An 18,060-nucleotide genomic window follows, 5' to 3' on the forward strand; every position below is an offset into this window, starting at 1 on the left:
GTGTGGGGTGGTGCGGTGGATGCATCGTTGCGGGTGGGGGTCGACGGGTTGGTCCGTCGGCCGGCGCTGGTCGCCGACGGGTTCGACGAGGCCGAGATCGACCGGATGCTGCGGTCCGGTGCGCTCGTACGGGTCCGCCGCGGCGTGTACCGGCTCGCCGGACGGGACTCGACGGGTGCCGCCGCCGAGCACCGGCTGCGGGCCCGCGCGGCAGCGCCCGGGCTGCTGTCCGGGGCGGTCTTCGGCTTCGTCACGGCGGCGGTGCTGCTGGGACTGCCGGTCTGGCGGGTCCCGTTGCGGCGGCTGCACGTGGTGCGCGACCGTTCGAACGGCGCTCGGATCCGCGGTGATCTGCAGATCCACAGCGGCCGGCTCCGGGAGGGCGACGTGCTGGAGCTCACCGGCGGGCTGCGGGTGACCGCTCCGGCCAGGACGGTCGTGGATCTCGCTCGTACCGTCCCGGCGCCGCAGGCGCTGGTCACGCTCGACGGGGCGCTGCACCGGGGGATCGTCGCCGAGCGGGTCCGCCGCCCGGATCCCTCCGCGACGACCACCGGCGAGATCTCCCGGGCGCTGGAGCCGGCGGCGGGCTCGTCCGGCGCCCGGGCGGCACGGCGGGCGCTCGCGCTCGCCGACGGGCTCAGCGAGAGTCCCGGGGAGACCCTCAGCCGGTTCCGCATGCACGTCGCCGGGCTCCCGCCGCCGGTCCTCCAGTGGCCGGTGCCGGGTACCCGGTTCCGCGCCGACTTCGCCTGGCCGGACCGGGGGCTCGTCGGCGAGTTCGACGGCCGCACGAAGTACGGCCGGGCGCTGCGCCCCGGTACCGATCCGGCCGAGGTGCTGTGGCAGGAGAAGCGTCGCGAGGACCGGATCCGCGCGGAGGGGCTCGCCGTCGTGCGGTGGGTCTTCCCGGAGATCGACGATCCCGGCCCGAACGGCATGACCGCCCGCCTGGGGCCGCTCGTCGGCCGGTGACCGCACACCCGTTGGCCCTGCCGCACACCTGTTGCAGCGGGTGTGCGGCGCAGCAAAGGGGTGTGCTCAGTCCTTGAAGATGACGTAGCGGAGCATCACGAAGTTGATGGCGGTGGCGGTGCCCTGGGCGACCAGCCAGGCCAGCGACGTGTCGTGGCTCAGCGGGGGCAGCAGGTACAGCACCAGCGAGTTCATCCCGACGTTCACGGCGAAGGTCGTCCCGTAGAGGGCGACGAAGCCGGCGAAGCGGGCTCGGCCGCCGGTGTTGGCGCCGGTGAAGGTGAACCGCTTGTTGAGCAGGTACGCCGTCGTCGTACCGAGGACGAAGCTGATCCCCTTGGACACCGGGACCCACAGGCCCAGGTTCAGCAGCAGGTGGTAGACGCCGAAGTCGACGGCCGCGGCCAGCACTCCGACGACGACGAAGCTGCCGAGCTGGCGGACGAGTCCGCGCCGCGACGCGGAGGCGTCGGACACCGGCAGCACGGCGTCCGGGCCCTGCGGCGCCCCCGATGCTTCTGGGGACCGCGAGGAGCGCGAGTGCTCGGTGGCGGTCACCCCCCGAGGGTAGCGACGCGCAACGGGGGCCCACCGGGCGACCCGCGGGAGCACCCCGGACGGGGAGACCTTCGCTGGACAAAGCTCATAGTTTGCGCTACAAAGTTAGTGCCAGCACAAAGTAGTTGTCCGTGCTACGACCGGCAGGAGGACGTGTGATGCAGAACCGTGAACCGCATACCGACGTCGAGGACCAGCCGCCGGCCTCGCCCGCCGACGCGCTGGCGATCATCCAGCGCGAGCAGGCCCGCCAGGAGCCGCACTACAGCAGGTACTTCCTGCTCTGGGGCGTCGTCTGGCTGCTCATCGGACTGGCCTGGTTCGGCGCGCAGTTCGGCTACTGGACGGCCGCGAGCGCCGTGGTCGCGACCCTGGTGCTGGTCGCCGTCGCGACCGCGCTGACCGCGGTGATCGGCGTCCGGACCGGTCGCGGCATCGAGGGGCCCTCCGCCCGATCCGGGATCATGTTCGGCCTCGGCTGGCTGGTCGCGATGCTCGGCACCGGGGCGATCGCGGCCGCCTTATCGTCGGGCACCGCGGCCAACGCGTTCCCGGTGCTGTTCGTGTTCGTCGCCGGGGTGATCTATATGGCGATCGGCGCGCTCGAACACAGCCGGCTCGACTACGCCGCCGGTATCGCCGTACAGCTGATCGCGGTCGTCACCGCGTTCACCCCGGCCCCGTGGAACACGCTGGTGATGGGCATCGGCGGCGGCGGCGCGCTCGTCATCACCGGGCTCCTGCACCGGAGGCACCGGTGACCGAACTCGATCCGGTCATCCACGCCCAGGCCCGGCTGCGGGTCACCGCCACCCTCGCCGCCCTGCCGGACGGTGACCGGATGACGTTCCCGCGCCTGCAGGAGCTGCTGGAGATGACCGCGGGCAACCTGTCCACGCACCTGCGCAAGCTGGAGGACGCCGGTTACGTGGCGATCACCAAGACCCATCAGCGCCGCACCCCGGTCACCTACGTCGAACTGACCCGACGGGGTCGGCGGGCGTTCGAGGACTACACGGTCGCGCTGCGCACACTGCTCACGCCGCAACCCGGGACGGAGGTCGGGTCGTGACACCGCCCGTCGTCCTCACCGATGTGCACCGCAGCTACGGCAGCACCGTCGCCCTCGACGGGGTCGACCTCACCCTGGAGCCGGGCAGTCTCACCGGCCTGCTCGGGCCGAACGGCGCCGGGAAGTCGACCCTGGTCAACCTGGTCGCCGGGCTCCGCCGGGCGGACGCGGGCACCGTGCGGCTGTTCGGCGGGGACCCGACGGTCGCCGTGCACCGGGTCGCGCTCGGGACGACACCGCAGCAGACCGGTCTGCCGGAGACGCTGCGGGTCGGCGAGATCGTGCGGTTCGTCGCCGCGCACTTCCCGGAGCCGGTCCCCACCGGCGAGCTGCTCGGGCGCTTCGGCCTCGACGGGCTGGAGCGACGCCAGGCTGGCGGCCTGTCCGGCGGGCAGCAGCGCCGGCTCGCGGTCGCGCTGGCCTTCGTCGGACGGCCGCGCCTGGTCCTGCTCGACGAGCCGACGACCGGTCTCGACGTCGAGGGCCGCCGCGCCCTGTGGGACGCGGTCCGCGAGTTCCACGCCGGCGGCGGGACCGTCCTGCTCACCACCCACTACCTGGACGAGATCGAGACGCTCGCCGAACGCGTCGTGGTGCTCGCCCGGGGCCGGGTCCGTGCCGACGGCGACGTCGGCTCCGTCCGCGGCGCGGTCCGGCGCAGCCGGGTCACCGTGCGGGCCGCCGAGCTGCCACCGCTGGCCGGTGCCGAGGTGGCCGCGCGCGACGGTGACCGCTGGACCCTGCACACCTCCGACGCCGACCAGCTCGTCCGCGACCTGGTGCACTCCGGAGTGCCGTTCCGCGACCTCGGGGTCGCGGCCGCCTCACTGGAGGACGCCTTCCTGAGCCTGACCGGAGGCACGTCGTGAGCCTGGCCGTCGTCCATGCCCGTTACCTGATCCTGGAACAGTTCCGCATCCCGGTCGCCGTGCTGTCGGCCGCGTTGTTCCCGGCGCTGGTGCTGGTGTTCTTCGTGCTGCCGTTCGACTGGGCCGGTGATTCCGAGCAGGTCACCCGGTCGATCGCCCAGTTGGCGCTGTTCGGTGTGCTGAGCGGGTTCCTGTTCACCTTCGGGGTCGGTGTGGCCGACGACCGGGAGATGCCCTGGGACCCCTACCTGCGGACGCTGCCCGCGCCGCCGTCCGCCCGGATCGCCGCCCGGCTCGCGGTCGGTGCGGCTTTCGCGATGCTCGGTGTCATCCCCGTGGTGGCGTTGGGGGCGCTGTTCACCCCGGCGAGCGCCACCGCAGGCGAGCTGGCCGCGGCGTTCGCGATGCTGCTGGTGGCGGGCCTGCCGTTCCTGTTCGGGGGGCTCGCGATCGGCTACTCGATGCCGACGAAGGCGGCCCTGCCGGTGACCCAGCTGGTGTTCTTCCCGATGGCGTTCGGCGGTGGCCTGCTCATGCCGCCGGAGATCTTCCCGGAGTGGCTGCAGCGCGCCACCGAGGTGCTGCCCACCCGCGGCGCCCGGGACCTGCTGGTGTGGACGCTCGGCGGGACACCGCCCTCGGCGCTCGCGACGGTCTCGTTCGCACTGTGGACGATCGCGCTGGCCGGCGTCGCGGGCTGGGCCTACCGGCGCGACGAGGGGCGCCGGTTCCGCTGACCCGCTGCGGCCCCGAGGGGGGGTCGGGGCCGCACCGGGGCGGGCCGGCCCTCAGAAGTGCCGGCCGGCGAACGTGTAACGGGTCCGCACGGTCACCGACCCGGCGGTGGTACGCCCGTAGATCCGGAAGTGCGGTCGCCCGTGCACCGCGCGGGACGGCACCTTCGACCGCACCGAGCCGAACGACGACACCAGGCCGTCGACGTCGGCGGTGGCGTTCTCGGGCACCAGCAGCCGGGCCGAGCCGGCACCGAGTTCCAGTTCGATCTCGACGACCGGCATCGGCAGCTCGGCGTCGCAGAAGTCGAGCAGCACCGCCCCGATCGAGCTCTGCACCCGGAGCCGGGCGGGCACGTTCCAGGCGCCGCGCCGCTTGAGCTGGCCGACCCCGCCGCGCAGCACCGTCGGCGGACCGACCGGGGTGGCCAGGACATCGGCGCTCAGGTTCAGCGGATCACCGGGCAGATCGGACAGCACCGGCAGCAGGTCCGCCCCGAACCGCGCCGCGTAGACGGTGCTCAGCCGTTCCTGCAGTTCCTCGACCGAGATGCGTCCCTCCGCCATGGCCCGGTTGAGTCGTTCGGCGGCACGCTCGCGATCGGCGTCGGAGATCCTGATCTCGCGCCGCTCGTCGGGAAGCCGCCGACCGTCCACCTGTCCAGGGTAAACGGCTGCGGGCGTTCAGCCGACCGGGGCGGCGTCGGCGAACCGGAACAGCCACGCGCCGCCGTCGAACCGGCCCGGGTCGCCGGTGACCCGCCGCGTCCACTCGACGACGCGCTCCTCGTCACCACCCTCGACCGCCCGGCCCGGCACCATCACCACCGCGGTGATCCCCAGCCCACGCAGCTCGGCGTGCGCCTCGGCGGCGTAGCCGTCACCGGGATCGTTCTTGCCGTCGGCGACCCACTGCGCGCCGATCTGGTAGCGGTTCCACCGGCTCTGCACGACGACGTCGTCCTCCGGGTCGGAGGCGATGAAGTACCCGCCGCGGATCCGGAAGTCCGGCCCGGACGCCGCCTGCCAGCGCAGGCCCTGCGCGCCGTCGTCCCAGGCGGCGGTGATCCGCGGGTAGATCTCGACGACGTCGGCCGGGCCGAGCTCGCCCGCACCCGCGGCGAAGAACGGTGGGACCGGGGCCGGGCGGACCTCCTGCGCGTCCGCGGGCAGCCAGCTGAGGACCGCGAACCCGGTGAGCGCCAGCGCACCGACCCGGGTACCGGCCGGGCGCAGCGGCATCCGGTCGATCCAGATCGCGACCACCGCGGCCACGCACAGCGCGGTGACGACCTGGATCCGCACCGGCTCGATGTCGCTCAGCAGCGGCACCCGGGCGAACGCCAGCCACGGCAGCGGGATCCCGGTGTCCCGGCCGAACAGCACCACCCCGGTACCGAGCGAGCACAGCCACGACAGCGCCGCCACCGCCGCCAGCACCCGCAACGCCGTGGAACGCACCACCACGACCGCCACCACCAGCAGCGCCAGCATCGCCATACCGACGTAGCCGCCCTGCTCACCGATGTGTCCATGGAGCTGCTCGCCGGTCACGTCCGGGATCGGCCGGAGCGCCGTCATCCGGGTCGGGACCAGCACGTTCGCCAGGTCGGCGCCGGTCGCGTGCACGTTCCGGATCGCCGAGCGCGGCCGGCTCGGCCCGGCCAGCACCAGGTACAGCGGGTAGGCGCCGACCACCGCGAACACCCCGACGCAGGCCACCCCGGCGCGGAGCAGGCCGGGCAGCTGGGCCCGGACCCGCCGTGGGAACCACAGCGCCAGCAGCACCGCAGTGAGCACCAGGAGGATCACGCCGATCGCCAGGGTCTGGGTGTACAGCACGAGCTGCCCGGCGAACGCCAGCCCGGCCAGCCCGCCGACGAGCCACGGCCGCGCGATGGGGCCGCGGGCGAAGAGGTGGTGGCCGAGCAGGAGCAGCAGCGGGGGCAGCACCGACCAGGTGAGGTTCAGGTGCCCGGCGACGGCGTGCGCGAGATGGAACGGCGAGAACGCGTACAGCGCCCCGGCAATGCCGCGGGCGACCCACCCGCGCGGCCCGGTGGACCGCACGAACGGGCCGAGCGCGGCGACCAGCAGCAGCCCGGACACGACCGGCCCGAGCACGACACCGACGTTGAACGCGGTGATCGGACCGGCCGCCACCGTGACCGGGGCGAGCAGCACGCCGAGCAGCGGCACCGCCGTGTTCCACAGCGCGTTCAGCCCGTACGGCCAGTGCATCCAGTCGGTGAGCAGCGGGTTCTCCCCGTGCGCCGTCGCGAACGGGAGCCAGTTCAGCCACCAGGCGAACATGTCGGCGTCGGCAGTGACGTGCCCGATCAGCACCCCGCCCGGATCGGCCAGCGCACGCCGTTGCAGCCACAGCGAGACCAGCAGGTAGGCAGCACCGAGCAGCAGGTACCAGCCTGCCGCGCCGGCCCCGCTGCGCCGCGGCGGCAGCGAGCCCAGGGCACACGGGGCCCGCCGCTCGTCCAGCACCCACCCAGTGTGGCGCCTCCCACCCGCAGCCGGTCACCGCGGTGCCGACACGCGGTCCCCACCGCTGTGCCCACGCGCGGTCCCACCACTGTGCCGACGCGCGGTCCCACCACTGTGCCCACGCGCGGTCCCACCACTGTGCCGACGCGCGGTCCCACCGCGGCGAGCCGGCTGCGGGCGGGTGTCTACCCTGGGCCCGGTGACGGACACGACCGTTCCCCACAGCATCCGTTCCGGGGCGCCCGCCCGCCGGACCGCCGCCCTGCACGGTTGGGGACGGACCGCGCCCACGCTCGCGCAGCTGGTCACCCCGCGCGGCGTCGAGGACGTCGCAGAGGCGGTGCGCACCGCAGGCGAGCGCGGCGTGATCGCCCGTGGCCTGGGCCGCTCCTACGGTGACCCGGCGCAGAACGCCGGCGGAGTCGTCCTCGACATGCCCGGTCTGGACCGGATCCACGCGATCGACCCGGACACCGGCGTCGCCGACGTCGACGCGGGCGTCTCGCTGGACCAGCTGATGCGCGCCGCGCTGCCGCACGGATTGTGGGTCCCGGTGCTGCCCGGCACCCGGCAGGTCACCATCGGTGGCGCGATCGGCGCCGACGTGCACGGCAAGAACCACCACACCAAGGGCAGCTTCGGCAACCACGTCGAGTGGCTGCAGATCGTGCTCGCCGACGGCTCGGTCCGGGAGCTGACCCCGGACTCCGCACTGTTCTGGGCCACCGTCGGTGGCATGGGGCTGACCGGGGTGATCGTCCGGGCACGGATCCGGTTGCACCGCACCGAGTCCGCCTACTTCGTCGTGGACACCGACCGGACCGACGACCTGGACGGTCTGCTGGAGCTGCTCACCGACGGCTCGGACGACACCTACGGCTACTCCGCCGCCTGGTTCGACACCACCTCGACCGGGGCGAAGCTGGGCCGCAGCGTGCTCACCCGCGGCTCGCTGGCGACCGTCGACCAGCTGCCCGCGAAACTGCGCCGCGACCCGCTGAAGTTCGACGCGCCGCAGCTGCTCAGCTTCCCCGACGTCTTCCCGAACGGGTTGATCAACAAGCTGTCGGTGCGCGCGTTCAGCGAGCTGTGGTTCCGCAAGGCGCCCCGCCGCCAGCGCGGCTCGGTGCAGAACATCACCGCGTTCTACCAGGTGCTCGACGTCTTCGGCGGTTGGAACCGGATCTACGGGTCCAGGGGTTTCCTGCAGTACCAGTTCGTCGTGCCGCGCGGGGAGGAAACCGCGCTGCGCCGGATCGTCGAGCGGATCTCGCGGTCGCCGTTCGACTCCGCGCTGAACGTCTTCAAGCGCTTCGGCGCCGGGAACGACGCGCCGCTGTCGTTCCCCACCGAGGGTTGGACGATCACCGTCGACTTCCCGATCACCGACGGCCTGTCCCGGTTCTGCACCGAGCTCGACGAGCTGGTGCTGGCCGCAGGCGGGCGGCTGTACCTGGCGAAGGAGTCGCGGACCTCACCGGAGGCGTTCGCCGCCGGCTACCCCCGGTTCGACGAGTGGAAGGCGATCCGCGACGCCGCCGACCCGGCCGGCGTGTTCGCCTCCGACATGTCCCGCCGCCTCAAGCTCACCCTCTGACCTGGGAGTTCCCGAACCATGATCGACGCCGTGGGCAACCCGCAGAGCATCCTGCTGCTCGGTGGCACCTCCGAGATCGGCCTGGCCACCGTCCGCGCGTTCGCCTCGGACCGCCCGATGCGGGTGGTGCTGGCCGCCCGGCCCGGGCCCCGCCTGGACGCCGCCCGGGCCGAGCTGGAGGCGCTGGGCTGCGGGGTCGAGACCATCGAGTTCGACGCCACGAAGCTGGACACGCACGCCGAGGTGGTGCGCAAGGCGTTCGCCGGCGGCGACATCGACGTCGCCATCGTCGCGTTCGGACTGCTCGGCGACAACGAGAAGGCCTGGACCGACGTCGAGCACGCCGTCGAGCTCGCCCAGGTCAACTACACCGCGACGGTGTCGACCGGGGTCGCGCTGGCCGAGCGGTTCCGCGAGCAGGGGCACGGTTCGATCGTCGCGATCTCCTCGGTCGCCGGGGAACGCGCCCGCCGCTCGAACTTCGTCTACGGCTCGACGAAGGCCGGGATGGATGCGTTCTACACCGGACTGACCGAGGCGCTGCGCGAGTACGGCGTGACCGTGACGATCGTCCGCCCCGGGTTCGTGCACTCGAAGATGACCGACGGCCTCGACCCGGCCCCGCTGGCGACCACGCCGCAGGCCGTCGCGGACGTGATCACCGACGCGGTGCGCAACCGCAAGGAGCTGGTGTGGGCACCGGCGCCGATGCGGTTCGTGATGAGCGCGCTGCGGCACGTGCCGCGACCGATCTTCCGGAAGCTGCCGATCTGACCCGGCTCACCAGCCGTCGACGTGCAGGACGGTGTCCAGCGGCGCGCGCGGCGCGGGCTTGAAGGTGTCCCCGGTGTAGTACGCGACGGGCAGCAGGACGCCCTGGCGGACGTGCTCGGGGACACCCAGGAGCTGCGCGATCTCCTTCTCGTACTTCAGGTGCAGCGTCGTCCATGCCGAGCCCAGGCCACGGGCGCGCAGCGCCAGCTGCAGGCTCCACGCAGCCGGCAGCAGCGACCCCCAGAGGCCTGCCTGGTTGGCCGCCGGCAGCTCGGCCGACGCCTCCAGCGCGCCGATCACCAGGACCGGGACCTCCCCCATCTTCTCCGCGAGGTAGGTCGCACTGTCGGCGACCCGGGCCTGGGTGGAACCTTCCTCGGCGCCCGCGCCCGGGTAGCCGGCGGAGTTCCGGTAGGCGGTGTAGGACTCGCGGTAGTACTCGCCGATCACCTTCCGCTTCTCCGCATCGGTGACGACCAGCCAGTGCCAGCCCTGCCTGTTGGAGCCGCTCGGTGCCTGCAACGCGACCTCGAGCGCGTCGCGCACCACGTCCAGCGGGACCTCACGGGTGAGGTCGAGGCGCTTGCGGACCGACCTGGTGGTGGTGAGCAGCTCGTCGGGGCTCAGGGGAAGAACGTCGCTCATGACGACCATCCTGCCCCGACCCGTTCTCAACCGGGTTTACGAACCACGAACACAGCACGCTCACCGCTTCCCACGGCCATGCTCAGACGTCCGGACGAGCGCTGTGCCAGGGTCGCGGCCAGGCGCGGGTCGAGCACCGCCGGGATCCCCCCGTAGGGCGGCCGGGTCAGCCCGTCGGAACCCTCGCGGACGATCTCGAACCCGGCGGCGGTGAGGATCTCCCGGATGCGGACGTGTCCCCGCGGGTGCCGCGGCGGGACCCAGCGCGCACCGGCCAGCTCGCGACCCCGGCCCTCGGCGTCGGCGGCGACGACGAGTGCGCGCCCGCCCGGTTCCAACGCCCGGAACCAGCCACCGGGCCCGGTGTCGCCGGACAACGCGTCGTCCGGGAGCCGGTCCAGTACCTCGACGGCGGTCAGTGCCGCCACCGCGCCGGGCAGGTCCTCGATCCGGCGGTGTACCGGGCAGCCGGGTGCACCGGCCCGCATCGCGTCGGCCTCCGCGTCGGATCCGGCCAGGCCGTACACCGGGCCGAGCCGGGCCAGACCGGCGAGCAGACGCCCGCCCGCCCCGGTGACGTCCAGGTAGGGCCCACGGCCGAGGTGACGGCGGACCAGGCGCAGGTACCAGTGCAGCGCCGCGTCGTCCGGCAGCGGATCGGCGCGGGAGGGGCTGGTCGGGATCATCGGTCCACGGGGCTCGGGGGGATCGGGGCCCGATCATTCTCCCCCGGCCCGGTCGCCGGGCCGATCCCGGCCTCCGGCGCCGATCAGGCCCCGTGCGCGGGCCGCTTGCGCCGTCGGCGCGCCGCCTCCCCGGAGGCGGCGACGATCGGCGTGGCCGCGCTGCCGTGCGCCACGTCCCGCCGGTGCGACCCGCGGCCGCAGTTCTCGGCGCCGCTGCGGGTCCCCGGCAGGGCCGACGCGGACCGGATCGCGCGCGGTGCCGGCACCACCCCGCCGCGCGGGGCGTCCTTCGGGCCGCGGGCCGCGCGCTGCAGCGAACGCAGGCGCTCCACCCGGTCGGTCCCGGTCACCGGTCCCGGCCCGTCGACCAGCGGGCTGAACAGTCCCTGGCCGCGGGCACCGTCCTCCCGGGTCCGGGCGAGCGCGACCAGATCCGCCGCGATGCCACCGGCAGCCGCGCCACCGGCGACCGGGCCGCGTGCAACTGCGTCACCGACAGCCGCGCCACCGACAGCCCCGTCACCGACAGCCGCGCCACCGGCGGTCACGGCGCGGGTGGCCGCGAGCCGGTCCAGTACCCAGCGCGCTGTCCCCGCCGGTACGACCCCGCCGGAGGGCAGCGGCACCCGGCCGTCGTCGGAGGCCGGTCGCGCCTCGCCGAGGGGTGCCGCAGAGAGGAGCAGTGGGGCCGGGTCTGCCGGCGCGGCCCCCCGGCTCGGCTCGACGTCCGCCGGGCGCGGGACGGACCGGGTCTCGGGCACGGTCACCGGCGACTGCACGGACGCCACCGGTCCGACCACCGGGATCAGGGCGGTCTCGGGATCGGTGCGCGCATCGTCGGTGGTGACCCGATGCCCGGTCGCAGCGGTGACGGCGGCGAACACCGCCGTCTCCGGGTCCCGGCGGGCAGCGTCGGTGTCGACCCGCGGGCCGGTGCAGCGCGGGCGGGCGCCGACGAGCGGCTCGACGGGCGCCGGAGCCGCCGCACCGTGCTCCGCGGCAGCGGACCGGCGACGGGGCAGTGCGCGCATCCACCGGCGGGCGGGGCGTTCGACGAGCGTGTAGAGCAGATGTGCCACGGGCAGTGTCCCCACGAAGACGGTGAGCGCGATCAGATGCCCGGCCACCCCACCTGCGGGGACGGCACCGGAGTCGCTCAGGAACCAGTAGACCTCGAACATCGGGATGTGGACGAGGTAGAGCGCGTACGAGATGCGGCCACCGTGCACGACGGGACCGCGGGACAGCAGACGGTGCACCGGTCCACGGTCGGCGAGCGCGAGCGCTCCGACCAGCACCGGGAACAGCAGCACGGTGAGCCCGTGCAGCCCGTGGCCGACCACGCCACCGGCGAGGAGCACGAACGGCAGCGCGGCGAACGTGAACGTCGCCACCGTCGACGCGGACGCGGCGGTCCGCGCATCCGGCCGGTCACGCAGCTTGCGCACAGCCAGCATCGCCAGGACGCCTGCCGAGAACCCGCCGAGGATCCGGACCAGCCAGCTGTACGGGTAGTAGGGCGACCCGACGACGAGGAACGCCGCCGCGAGCGGCGCCACACAGAGCAGCGATCCGGTCGCGAGCACCGCGAACGGCAGGTTCCGCAACCGGAAGAACACCACCGCGAGCAGCGGGAACAGCAGGTAGGCGAGCCACTCCGCGCTGATCGACCAGGTCGGCCCCACCCAGGACGCGCCGTCCAGGTACGGCTCGGTCCACATCTGGACGAGCAGTAGTTGCTCCAGCCAGTCGCCGAACCCCAGCTCCGGCTGCACCGCCTGGTAGGCGATCTCGTCGGTGCCGCCGAACACCGCGCGGGCCACCAGCCAGACCCCGAACAGGTGCAGGACCACCGCGTAGGCCGGCCACATCCGGGCCGCCCTGGCCCACACGAAGCCGCCCGCGTCGCGCATCCGCAGCCGGGGGCCGAGCTGTTCGAGGTAGGTCCAGGCGATCACGAAACCACTCAGGACGAAGAACAGATCGACCCCGAGCGCACCCTGCGTGACCAGCGGGCCGAGCCAGTCGTTGACCATCGCCACGCCGGCCAGCGGGGTGAAGTGGAAGTGGAACGCCACCACCCACAGCGCCGCGACGATGCGCAGACCGGTGAGTGCCCGCACTTCGGTCCGCACCTCGCAGGAGGCCCGTTGGTCCCGGTCGACACGGGTGTCACCGGTGCCGGAGGCGCCCTGGGCCGGGATGTCCACCGACCGGCGCTGCGAAGTGCGGATGCTCACGTGAAGGGCCAACGAAAGATCGGGACCACCGTCACCGGTGACCCCCGAAGAGGGCCCGAATGTCGCATCCGGTGACACAGCGTGATCAAACCCCGTCGTGAGCCCTCGGGCGGGCGACGCCCGCGAGCGGTCATCACGGGGGCGTCACAGTCGATCTTGGGCGTCGGTCTAGCCTCGGCCGCGTGGTGAGCGTCGAGAGCGAACCCGACCACCGGGTCGGGCCCCGGCCCGGTGATCGCCGATCCCGTGGCACCGACCGGCTCCTCGCCGCCGCGCTGGGGTTGCTCTCCGCGGTGTTCGCGCTGCTCGTCCCGTTCCTGCCGGTCGTGCAGAGCACCGCGACCGTGACCTGGCCGACGGCGCAGACCGGGACCGCGGCGATCGACGCGCCGCTGGTCGCGTACCGGCCGGAGTCGCTGCGCGTCGTCGTCACCTGTGACGCGATCCGCAACCTCGACGAGCGCACGCCCGGGCCCGCGACGGTGCTCGCGACGGTCCCGCCGCAGGCCCCGCACGGCACGGCCGTCGGCCTTCGGATCGGCGTCGCCGACGGCGTCCTCACCGTCGACAACCGCGGCGAGCGGACCGTCACCGAGCCGCTCCCGGCGCCCGGCCCCGGTTGTGCGTTCGAGCTGACCTCGACCGACGCCGCGACGACCGCGACGCTCGGCGGTGCCGGCCCGATCGACCCCGGGACCGGCACCGGGACCGTGATCGATGCCGAGGGCGACGTACGTCCCCAGGTGGTCGGGATCCACTCCGATCTGGACGGCGCGCTGGACCCGATGGCCGGCACGTCGGTGACGTTCGACGCCGACAACCGCTACGACATCACCGCGACCTGGCTGAAGACCGGAGCCGGGGTGCTCGCGGCGCTCGCGCTGGCCGGGTGCCTGTGGTTCCTGCACCGGATCGACGACCGGGACGGCCGCCGGATCGTGCACGGCCGCAGGCTCGCCGGGGCGCTGCGCGGGCGGGACTCGGTCCGCGACGCCGTCGTCGTCGGGGTGCTCGTGGTGTGGGCCGTGATCGGCTCGATGACCTCGGACGACGGGTACATCCTCGCCATCTCCCGAGGCAACGACGCGGCAGGCTACATCGGCAACTACTACCGCTGGTTCAACTCGCCCGAGGCGCCGTTCGGCTGGTTCTACCAGCTGTACTCGCTCTGGAGCGGCGTCTCCGAGGCGGTGCTGTGGCTGCGGCTGCCCGCGCTCGCGATGGGCATCGCGTCCTGGTTCCTGATCAGCCGGGCGCTGCTCCCCCGGCTCGGCACCCGGGTCCGCCGCAGCCGGTCCGCCGGCTGGGCGGCCGCCGGGGTGTTCCTGTGCTTCTGGCTGCCGTTCGACAACGGCCTCCGCCCGGAGAGCGTCGTGGTGATCGCGTCGCTGGTGTCGTTCGTGATGCTGGAGCGGGCGCTGGCCACCCGGCGGTTGCTGCCGGTCGCGGGGGCGCTGGTCGCGGCGGCGTTCGCGGTCGCCGCGACCCCGACCGGCCTGATCGCGCTGGCACCGTTCCTCGCCGGTGCACGGCCGCTGCTGCGGCTGCTCACCGAACGCGCCGCGACCACCGGGTGGGTGCCCACGCTGGCTCCGCTGCTGGCGGCCGGCCTGATCGTGCTGCTGGCCGTGTTCGGCGACCAGACCTGGGCGACGATCGCCGAGGCCACCCGGGTCCGTACCGAGCTCGGCCCGAACCTGTCCTGGTACGAGGAGCTGTCGCGCTACGAGCTGCTGTTCACCGAGAGCCGGGACGGATCGCTGCAGCGTCGCTTCCCGGTCCTGCTGCTCTGGCTGTGCACCGCGGTCGCCGGTGCGGTGCTGTTGCGCCGCGGCCGGATCCCGGGGGCCGCGCTCGGGTTCTCCCGGCGGCTGCTGGGCAGCACGGTGCTCTCGTTCGCGGTGCTGGCGCTGACCCCGACCAAGTGGACCCACCACTTCGGCGCGTTCGCCGCGCTCGCCGCCGGGGTCGCGGCCCTGGCGGCGCTGGCCAGCAGCACCGGTGTGCTGCGGTCGCGCCGCAACCAGGCGCTGTTCCTCGCCGCCGTCCTCGCGGTCACCGCGCTCGCCTTCACCGGCCCCAACACCTGGTGGTACGTCTCGAACTGGGGCGTGCCGTGGTTCGACAAGCCACCGTCGGTGTCGGGGTACTCGGCGACCGGCCTGTTGCTGGTGCTGGCCGGGATCTCGCTGATCGTCGGCATGATCGAGCACCTGCGTACGCCCGGGGTGCCACGCCCGGTGCCGCCGCCGCAGGCCGGTGGACGCCGGAAGCGGCGGCGTGGCGGGCAGGCCCGCGCCGTACGGCTCGGCTCGGCTCCGGTCGCCCTGATCTGCGCGTTCATGGTGCTGTTCCAGGTGGCGTCGCTCGCGAAGGGCATGGACAAGCAGGCCGGTTCGTACTCGCTGGGCGCCGACATCATCTCCGACCCGACGGGCTCGCAGTGCGGCCTCGCCGGGCGCCTGCTCGTCGAGACCGACCCGGCCGCCGGTGTGCTCCCGCCCGCACCGCCCGGCCCGCTCGACGAACCGCCGCTGGAGCAGGGCTTCGTCCGCGACGGTCTTCCGCCCACCGGGCCGGGATCGCTGCGCGACGGCGACGGCACCGGTCAGGCCCGGCCCGGGATCACCGGAGCCGGCCCGCAGGGTGGTCCGGTCATCGGCAGCTGGTCCCCGGATCCCGCACACACCGGTGACTACCGCTCGGGTTGGTACGCGCTGCCCGCCGCCGCCCGCCGGGGGGACGCCCCCCTGGTGCTCGGGGTCGCCGGGACAGTCGGCGGCGCCAACTCGCTGACCCTCGAGTTCGCCGCCGGTGACCGTCCGCTGGAGACGATCACGCCGTCGGGCAACGCGGGCACCGTCACCTCGGTCGCCGACAACGCGGGCACCGCGGCCGGTGGCACCGCCTGGCGCGACATCCGGCTCGACCTGTCCGGCACCGGCGCCGCCGAGGCCGACCGGGTCCGTGTCGTCGCATCGGACCGGGGGCTCGGGCCGAGCGCCTGGCTGGCGGTCGCCCAGCCGCGGGTCCCGCAACTGACGCCGCTGACCGAGGTCGTCGCCGGCCGGCCCGGCTACCTGGACTGGCCGACCGCGTTCGTGCACCCGTGCCTGCGCCGGTTCGAGGTGAACGGCGGGATCGCCGACGTGCCCGCGTACCGGCTGCTCGCCGACACCCAACAGCGGTCGGTGGGTGACGAGTGGGGTGCCGCGTCCGGCGGCGGGCCGCGTGGCTGGACGTCGTTGGTCGGGGCCGAGCGGGTGCTTCCGACGTACCTGCCGGGCGCGTGGGACTTCGACTGGGGCCAGTTCCGGGTCTACGAGCCGTACGCACCACGGTCGGTCCCCGCGCCGGTGGAGCGCGGCGAGCGCACCATGTGGGGGTGGGAGCAGGTGGGCGGGATCGGCGCCGCACCGGGCGACCCGCCGCCGCTGCCCGGCTGAGCGGACGGCAGACTCTTCACCCGGCCCACCTGACCCGAGAGGCGCTCCCGAGACATGCTGGACACCGCGCGTCCCACCCGCGACGGAGACCCCGCTCCCGCCGTATCGCAGGGGGGTGATCCGCGGCCCGGCAGGCTCGTGGTGCAACGAGGCCCGTTCACCGGCCCGACCCCGCTGGTACCGGAGGACCTGTACGCGGAGGTGCTGCGCGGGGCGGCCCGCCGCGAGCGGGACCGGATCGAGCTGGCGCCGGCCACCCTCGTCACCACCAACACCTACTGGGGCAGGCTGCACGCCACCTACTGGCAGCGCTGGACGGCGGTCCCGCAGGTGCAGGTGTCGCTGCGCGCGGCGGGCCGCGGCCGGGTGTGGCTGATGGCCTCGGACACCAACAAGGTCGGCCGGGCCGTCGCCTACGCCGACGTCGACGGCCCCCGGCAGGTCGAGCTGACCGGTGCGATCGACCGGTTCGTCGACGGCGGTGGGCTCTGGCTCGAGTTCGGCACCGACACCGGTGAGCTGACCGTGTCCGGTGTGGAGTGGACCGTGCAGGTGCCCCGCCCACCCCGCCCGACCTCGATCACGATCTGCACCTACAACCGGGTCGAGGACTGTCTCGACACCCTGCAGGCACTGCTCGACGACCCGGTCGCGCTGGCCAGGGTCGCGCTGGTCCGGGTGGTCGACCAGGGCAGCGACCCGCTGGAGTCGCGGGACGGTTTCGCCGGGGTCACCGCGGCGTTCGGCGAACGCCTCGTGTACCAGCGCCAGCCGAACCTGGGCGGTGCCGGCGGGTTCAGCCGCGGCCTGTACGAGGCGACCGCCGGGGACCCGGCCGACGACCACGACGTCCTCCTGATGGACGACGACGTGCTGCTCGATCCCGAGATCGTGGTGCGGCTGACCGGGTTCGCCGCCTGCACCAGCACACCCACGATCGTCGGCGGGCAGATGCTGAACCTGCTGCACCCGGCGCACGTGCACATCACCGCCGAGTACGCCGAGCCGGAGAAGCTCCGCGTCGGCAGGCCGGTGCCCGGCGCGCTGGAGGAGGGTTTCCTGCTCGGCCGCGACGAGCGGTTGCTCCCGGTCGTGCAGGAACGCCGGGTCGACACCGAGTACAGCGGCTGGTGGTCCTGCCTGATCCCGGCGCCGGTGGTCCGCGCCATCGGCTACCCGCTGCCGCTGTTCTTCCAGTGGGACGACGTCGAGTTCGGCTACCGCGCCCGCGAGCACGGCTTCCCCACGGTCTCCCTGCCCGGCGCCGGCGTGTGGCACGCCGACTTCGGCTGGAAGGACTGGGACGAGTGGCACCGCTACTTCAACCAGCGCAACGGCCTGATCACCGCGGCCCTGCGCACCGGCTTCGACCGGCGCACGGTCGCCGCGACCGTGGTCGAGCTGCTCGCCCAGTACCTGGTGGCGATGCAGTACGGGCTGGCGGCGACCCTGCTGACCGCGGTGGACGACTTCCTGGAGGGCCCGCAGATCCTCGACGACGGTTCCGTGGCCGCCGCCGCCACGATCCGCCGGATCCGCGCCGCCTACCCCGAGACGACGGCCGTGCCGATCGCCGAGGCCGGGTTGGACCCGCGCGAGGCCGTGGTGCACCTGGCCGGTGGGAAGCCGTCGAAGATGATCATGACCTGGCTCAAGCGGGCCGTGCTGCAGGCGTCCGGGCGGGTGCCGTTCCGGAGCGGGATGGTGCCGGCCGGTGAGGCTCACTGGTGGCACGTGGCGTTGTTCGAGCGGGCGATCGTGACCGACATGGCCGAGACCGGCGTACGGATCCGGACCCGCGACCGCGAGCGGCTCCGCGAGCTGGCCACCCGGGGTGTGCGGACCGTGCGGCGGCTCTACACCGAGGGCCCGGACGCGGCCCGTGCCTGGAAGGCCGCCGAGCCGCGGCTCACCGCCCGGGAGACGTGGGCACGGCTGTACGGCGAGGCCTGAGGGTCGCGTTGA

The 18,060-nt window shown here is 73.7% G+C and carries 15 protein-coding genes; 9 read left to right on the top strand and 6 right to left on the bottom strand.

The genetic code is table 11. The features are described from left to right. Positions 1-15: 15 nt before the first annotated feature. Positions 16-975 carry a type IV toxin-antitoxin system AbiEi family antitoxin domain-containing protein gene (locus AB0J24_RS19350; protein WP_358683175.1) on the top strand — a complete coding sequence of 320 codons (960 nt, stop codon included), beginning with the start codon at positions 16-18 and terminating at the stop codon, positions 973-975. A gap of 66 nt (positions 976-1,041) precedes the next feature. On the opposite strand, the gene AB0J24_RS19355 is transcribed toward AB0J24_RS19350, so the two are convergent. Continuing rightward, entirely contained in the window at positions 1,042-1,533 is a 492-nt protein-coding gene (locus AB0J24_RS19355) for a GtrA family protein (RefSeq protein ID WP_358683177.1), read from the bottom strand. A 158-nt stretch (positions 1,534-1,691) separates the two neighbouring features. On the opposite strand from AB0J24_RS19355, the gene AB0J24_RS19360 reads away from it, so the two are divergent. Genes AB0J24_RS19360 through AB0J24_RS19375 form a run of 4 tightly spaced genes read left to right on the top strand, consistent with a single transcriptional unit; the run spans position 1,692 to position 4,211 of the window. Further along, positions 1,692-2,294 carry a hypothetical protein gene (locus tag AB0J24_RS19360; RefSeq protein ID WP_358683179.1) on the top strand — a complete coding sequence of 201 codons (603 nt, stop codon included), beginning with the start codon at positions 1,692-1,694 and terminating at the stop codon, positions 2,292-2,294. After that, positions 2,291-2,605, top strand: coding sequence for a transcriptional regulator (locus tag AB0J24_RS19365; RefSeq protein WP_358683181.1), 315 nt, complete (start codon positions 2,291-2,293; stop codon positions 2,603-2,605). The genes AB0J24_RS19360 and AB0J24_RS19365 overlap by 4 nt, the downstream gene beginning before the upstream one ends. Continuing rightward, positions 2,602-3,474 carry an ABC transporter ATP-binding protein gene (locus tag AB0J24_RS19370; protein ID WP_358683183.1) on the top strand — a complete coding sequence of 291 codons (873 nt, stop codon included), beginning with the start codon at positions 2,602-2,604 and terminating at the stop codon, positions 3,472-3,474. Before AB0J24_RS19365 ends, AB0J24_RS19370 begins: the two co-directional genes overlap by 4 nt. Continuing rightward, complete coding sequence (locus AB0J24_RS19375; protein ID WP_358683185.1) at positions 3,471-4,211, top strand: ABC transporter permease; 741 nt, start codon at positions 3,471-3,473, stop codon at positions 4,209-4,211. The genes AB0J24_RS19370 and AB0J24_RS19375 overlap by 4 nt, the downstream gene beginning before the upstream one ends. Positions 4,212-4,262: 51 nt before the next feature. Here the strand turns inward: AB0J24_RS19375 and AB0J24_RS19380 are convergent, their stop codons facing one another. Together AB0J24_RS19380 and AB0J24_RS19385 are read right to left on the bottom strand one after the other, a co-directional pair. Continuing rightward, on the bottom strand, positions 4,263-4,865 hold the full coding sequence (locus tag AB0J24_RS19380; RefSeq protein WP_358683187.1) for a DUF1707 domain-containing protein: 603 nt from the start codon (positions 4,863-4,865) through the stop codon (positions 4,263-4,265). Positions 4,866-4,892: 27 nt separating this feature from the next. Beyond that, positions 4,893-6,707, bottom strand: a complete 1,815-nt coding sequence (locus AB0J24_RS19385) for a hypothetical protein (protein WP_358683189.1) — start codon at positions 6,705-6,707, stop codon at positions 4,893-4,895. 226 nt (positions 6,708-6,933) lie between these two features. Between AB0J24_RS19385 and AB0J24_RS19390 the strand changes: the two genes are divergently transcribed. Together AB0J24_RS19390 and AB0J24_RS19395 are read left to right on the top strand one after the other, a co-directional pair. Next, entirely contained in the window at positions 6,934-8,304 is a 1,371-nt protein-coding gene (locus tag AB0J24_RS19390; protein ID WP_358683251.1) for an FAD-binding oxidoreductase, read from the top strand. Positions 8,305-8,322: 18 nt separating this feature from the next. Further along, complete coding sequence (locus AB0J24_RS19395) at positions 8,323-9,078, top strand: decaprenylphospho-beta-D-erythro-pentofuranosid-2-ulose 2-reductase (protein ID WP_358683191.1); 756 nt, start codon at positions 8,323-8,325, stop codon at positions 9,076-9,078. Between the two features lie 6 nt (positions 9,079-9,084). On the opposite strand, the gene AB0J24_RS19400 is transcribed toward AB0J24_RS19395, so the two are convergent. The 3 genes from AB0J24_RS19400 to AB0J24_RS19410 form a co-directional block, all read right to left on the bottom strand. After that, complete coding sequence (locus AB0J24_RS19400) at positions 9,085-9,723, bottom strand: nitroreductase family protein (RefSeq protein WP_358683193.1); 639 nt, start codon at positions 9,721-9,723, stop codon at positions 9,085-9,087. Between the two features lie 26 nt (positions 9,724-9,749). Further along, positions 9,750-10,409 carry a hypothetical protein gene (locus tag AB0J24_RS19405; protein ID WP_358683195.1) on the bottom strand — a complete coding sequence of 220 codons (660 nt, stop codon included), beginning with the start codon at positions 10,407-10,409 and terminating at the stop codon, positions 9,750-9,752. Positions 10,410-10,492: 83 nt separating this feature from the next. Beyond that, entirely contained in the window at positions 10,493-12,649 is a 2,157-nt protein-coding gene (locus AB0J24_RS19410; RefSeq protein WP_358683197.1) for an acyltransferase, read from the bottom strand. A gap of 182 nt (positions 12,650-12,831) precedes the next feature. Here AB0J24_RS19410 and AB0J24_RS19415 point away from each other — a divergent pair, with 182 nt between their 5' ends. Both AB0J24_RS19415 and AB0J24_RS19420 read left to right on the top strand, forming a co-directional pair. Next, entirely contained in the window at positions 12,832-16,095 is a 3,264-nt protein-coding gene (locus AB0J24_RS19415; protein WP_358683199.1) for an arabinosyltransferase domain-containing protein, read from the top strand. Positions 16,096-16,236: 141 nt separating this feature from the next. Further along, the gene (locus AB0J24_RS19420) at positions 16,237-18,048 is read left to right on the top strand and encodes a glycosyltransferase (RefSeq protein ID WP_358683201.1); all 1,812 of its coding nucleotides are present in this window, start codon (positions 16,237-16,239) and stop codon (positions 18,046-18,048) included. Positions 18,049-18,060: the final 12 nt, after the last annotated feature.

This window comes from Pseudonocardia sp. NPDC049635, from assembly GCF_040659795.1.
Taxonomy (GTDB): domain Bacteria; phylum Actinomycetota; class Actinomycetes; order Mycobacteriales; family Pseudonocardiaceae; genus Pseudonocardia.

What these genes read in the sequence shown, in the direction of transcription:
- AB0J24_RS19395 (WP_358683191.1), top strand. Translation starts at nt 8,323, where the DNA reads ATGATCGACGCCGTGGGCAACCCGCAGAGCATCCTGCTGCTCGGTGGC.
- AB0J24_RS19405 (WP_358683195.1), bottom strand. Translation starts at nt 10,409, where the DNA reads ATGATCCCGACCAGCCCCTCCCGCGCCGATCCGCTGCCGGACGACGCG.
- AB0J24_RS19400 (WP_358683193.1), bottom strand. Translation starts at nt 9,723, where the DNA reads ATGAGCGACGTTCTTCCCCTGAGCCCCGACGAGCTGCTCACCACCACC.
- AB0J24_RS19360 (WP_358683179.1), top strand. Translation starts at nt 1,692, where the DNA reads ATGCAGAACCGTGAACCGCATACCGACGTCGAGGACCAGCCGCCGGCC.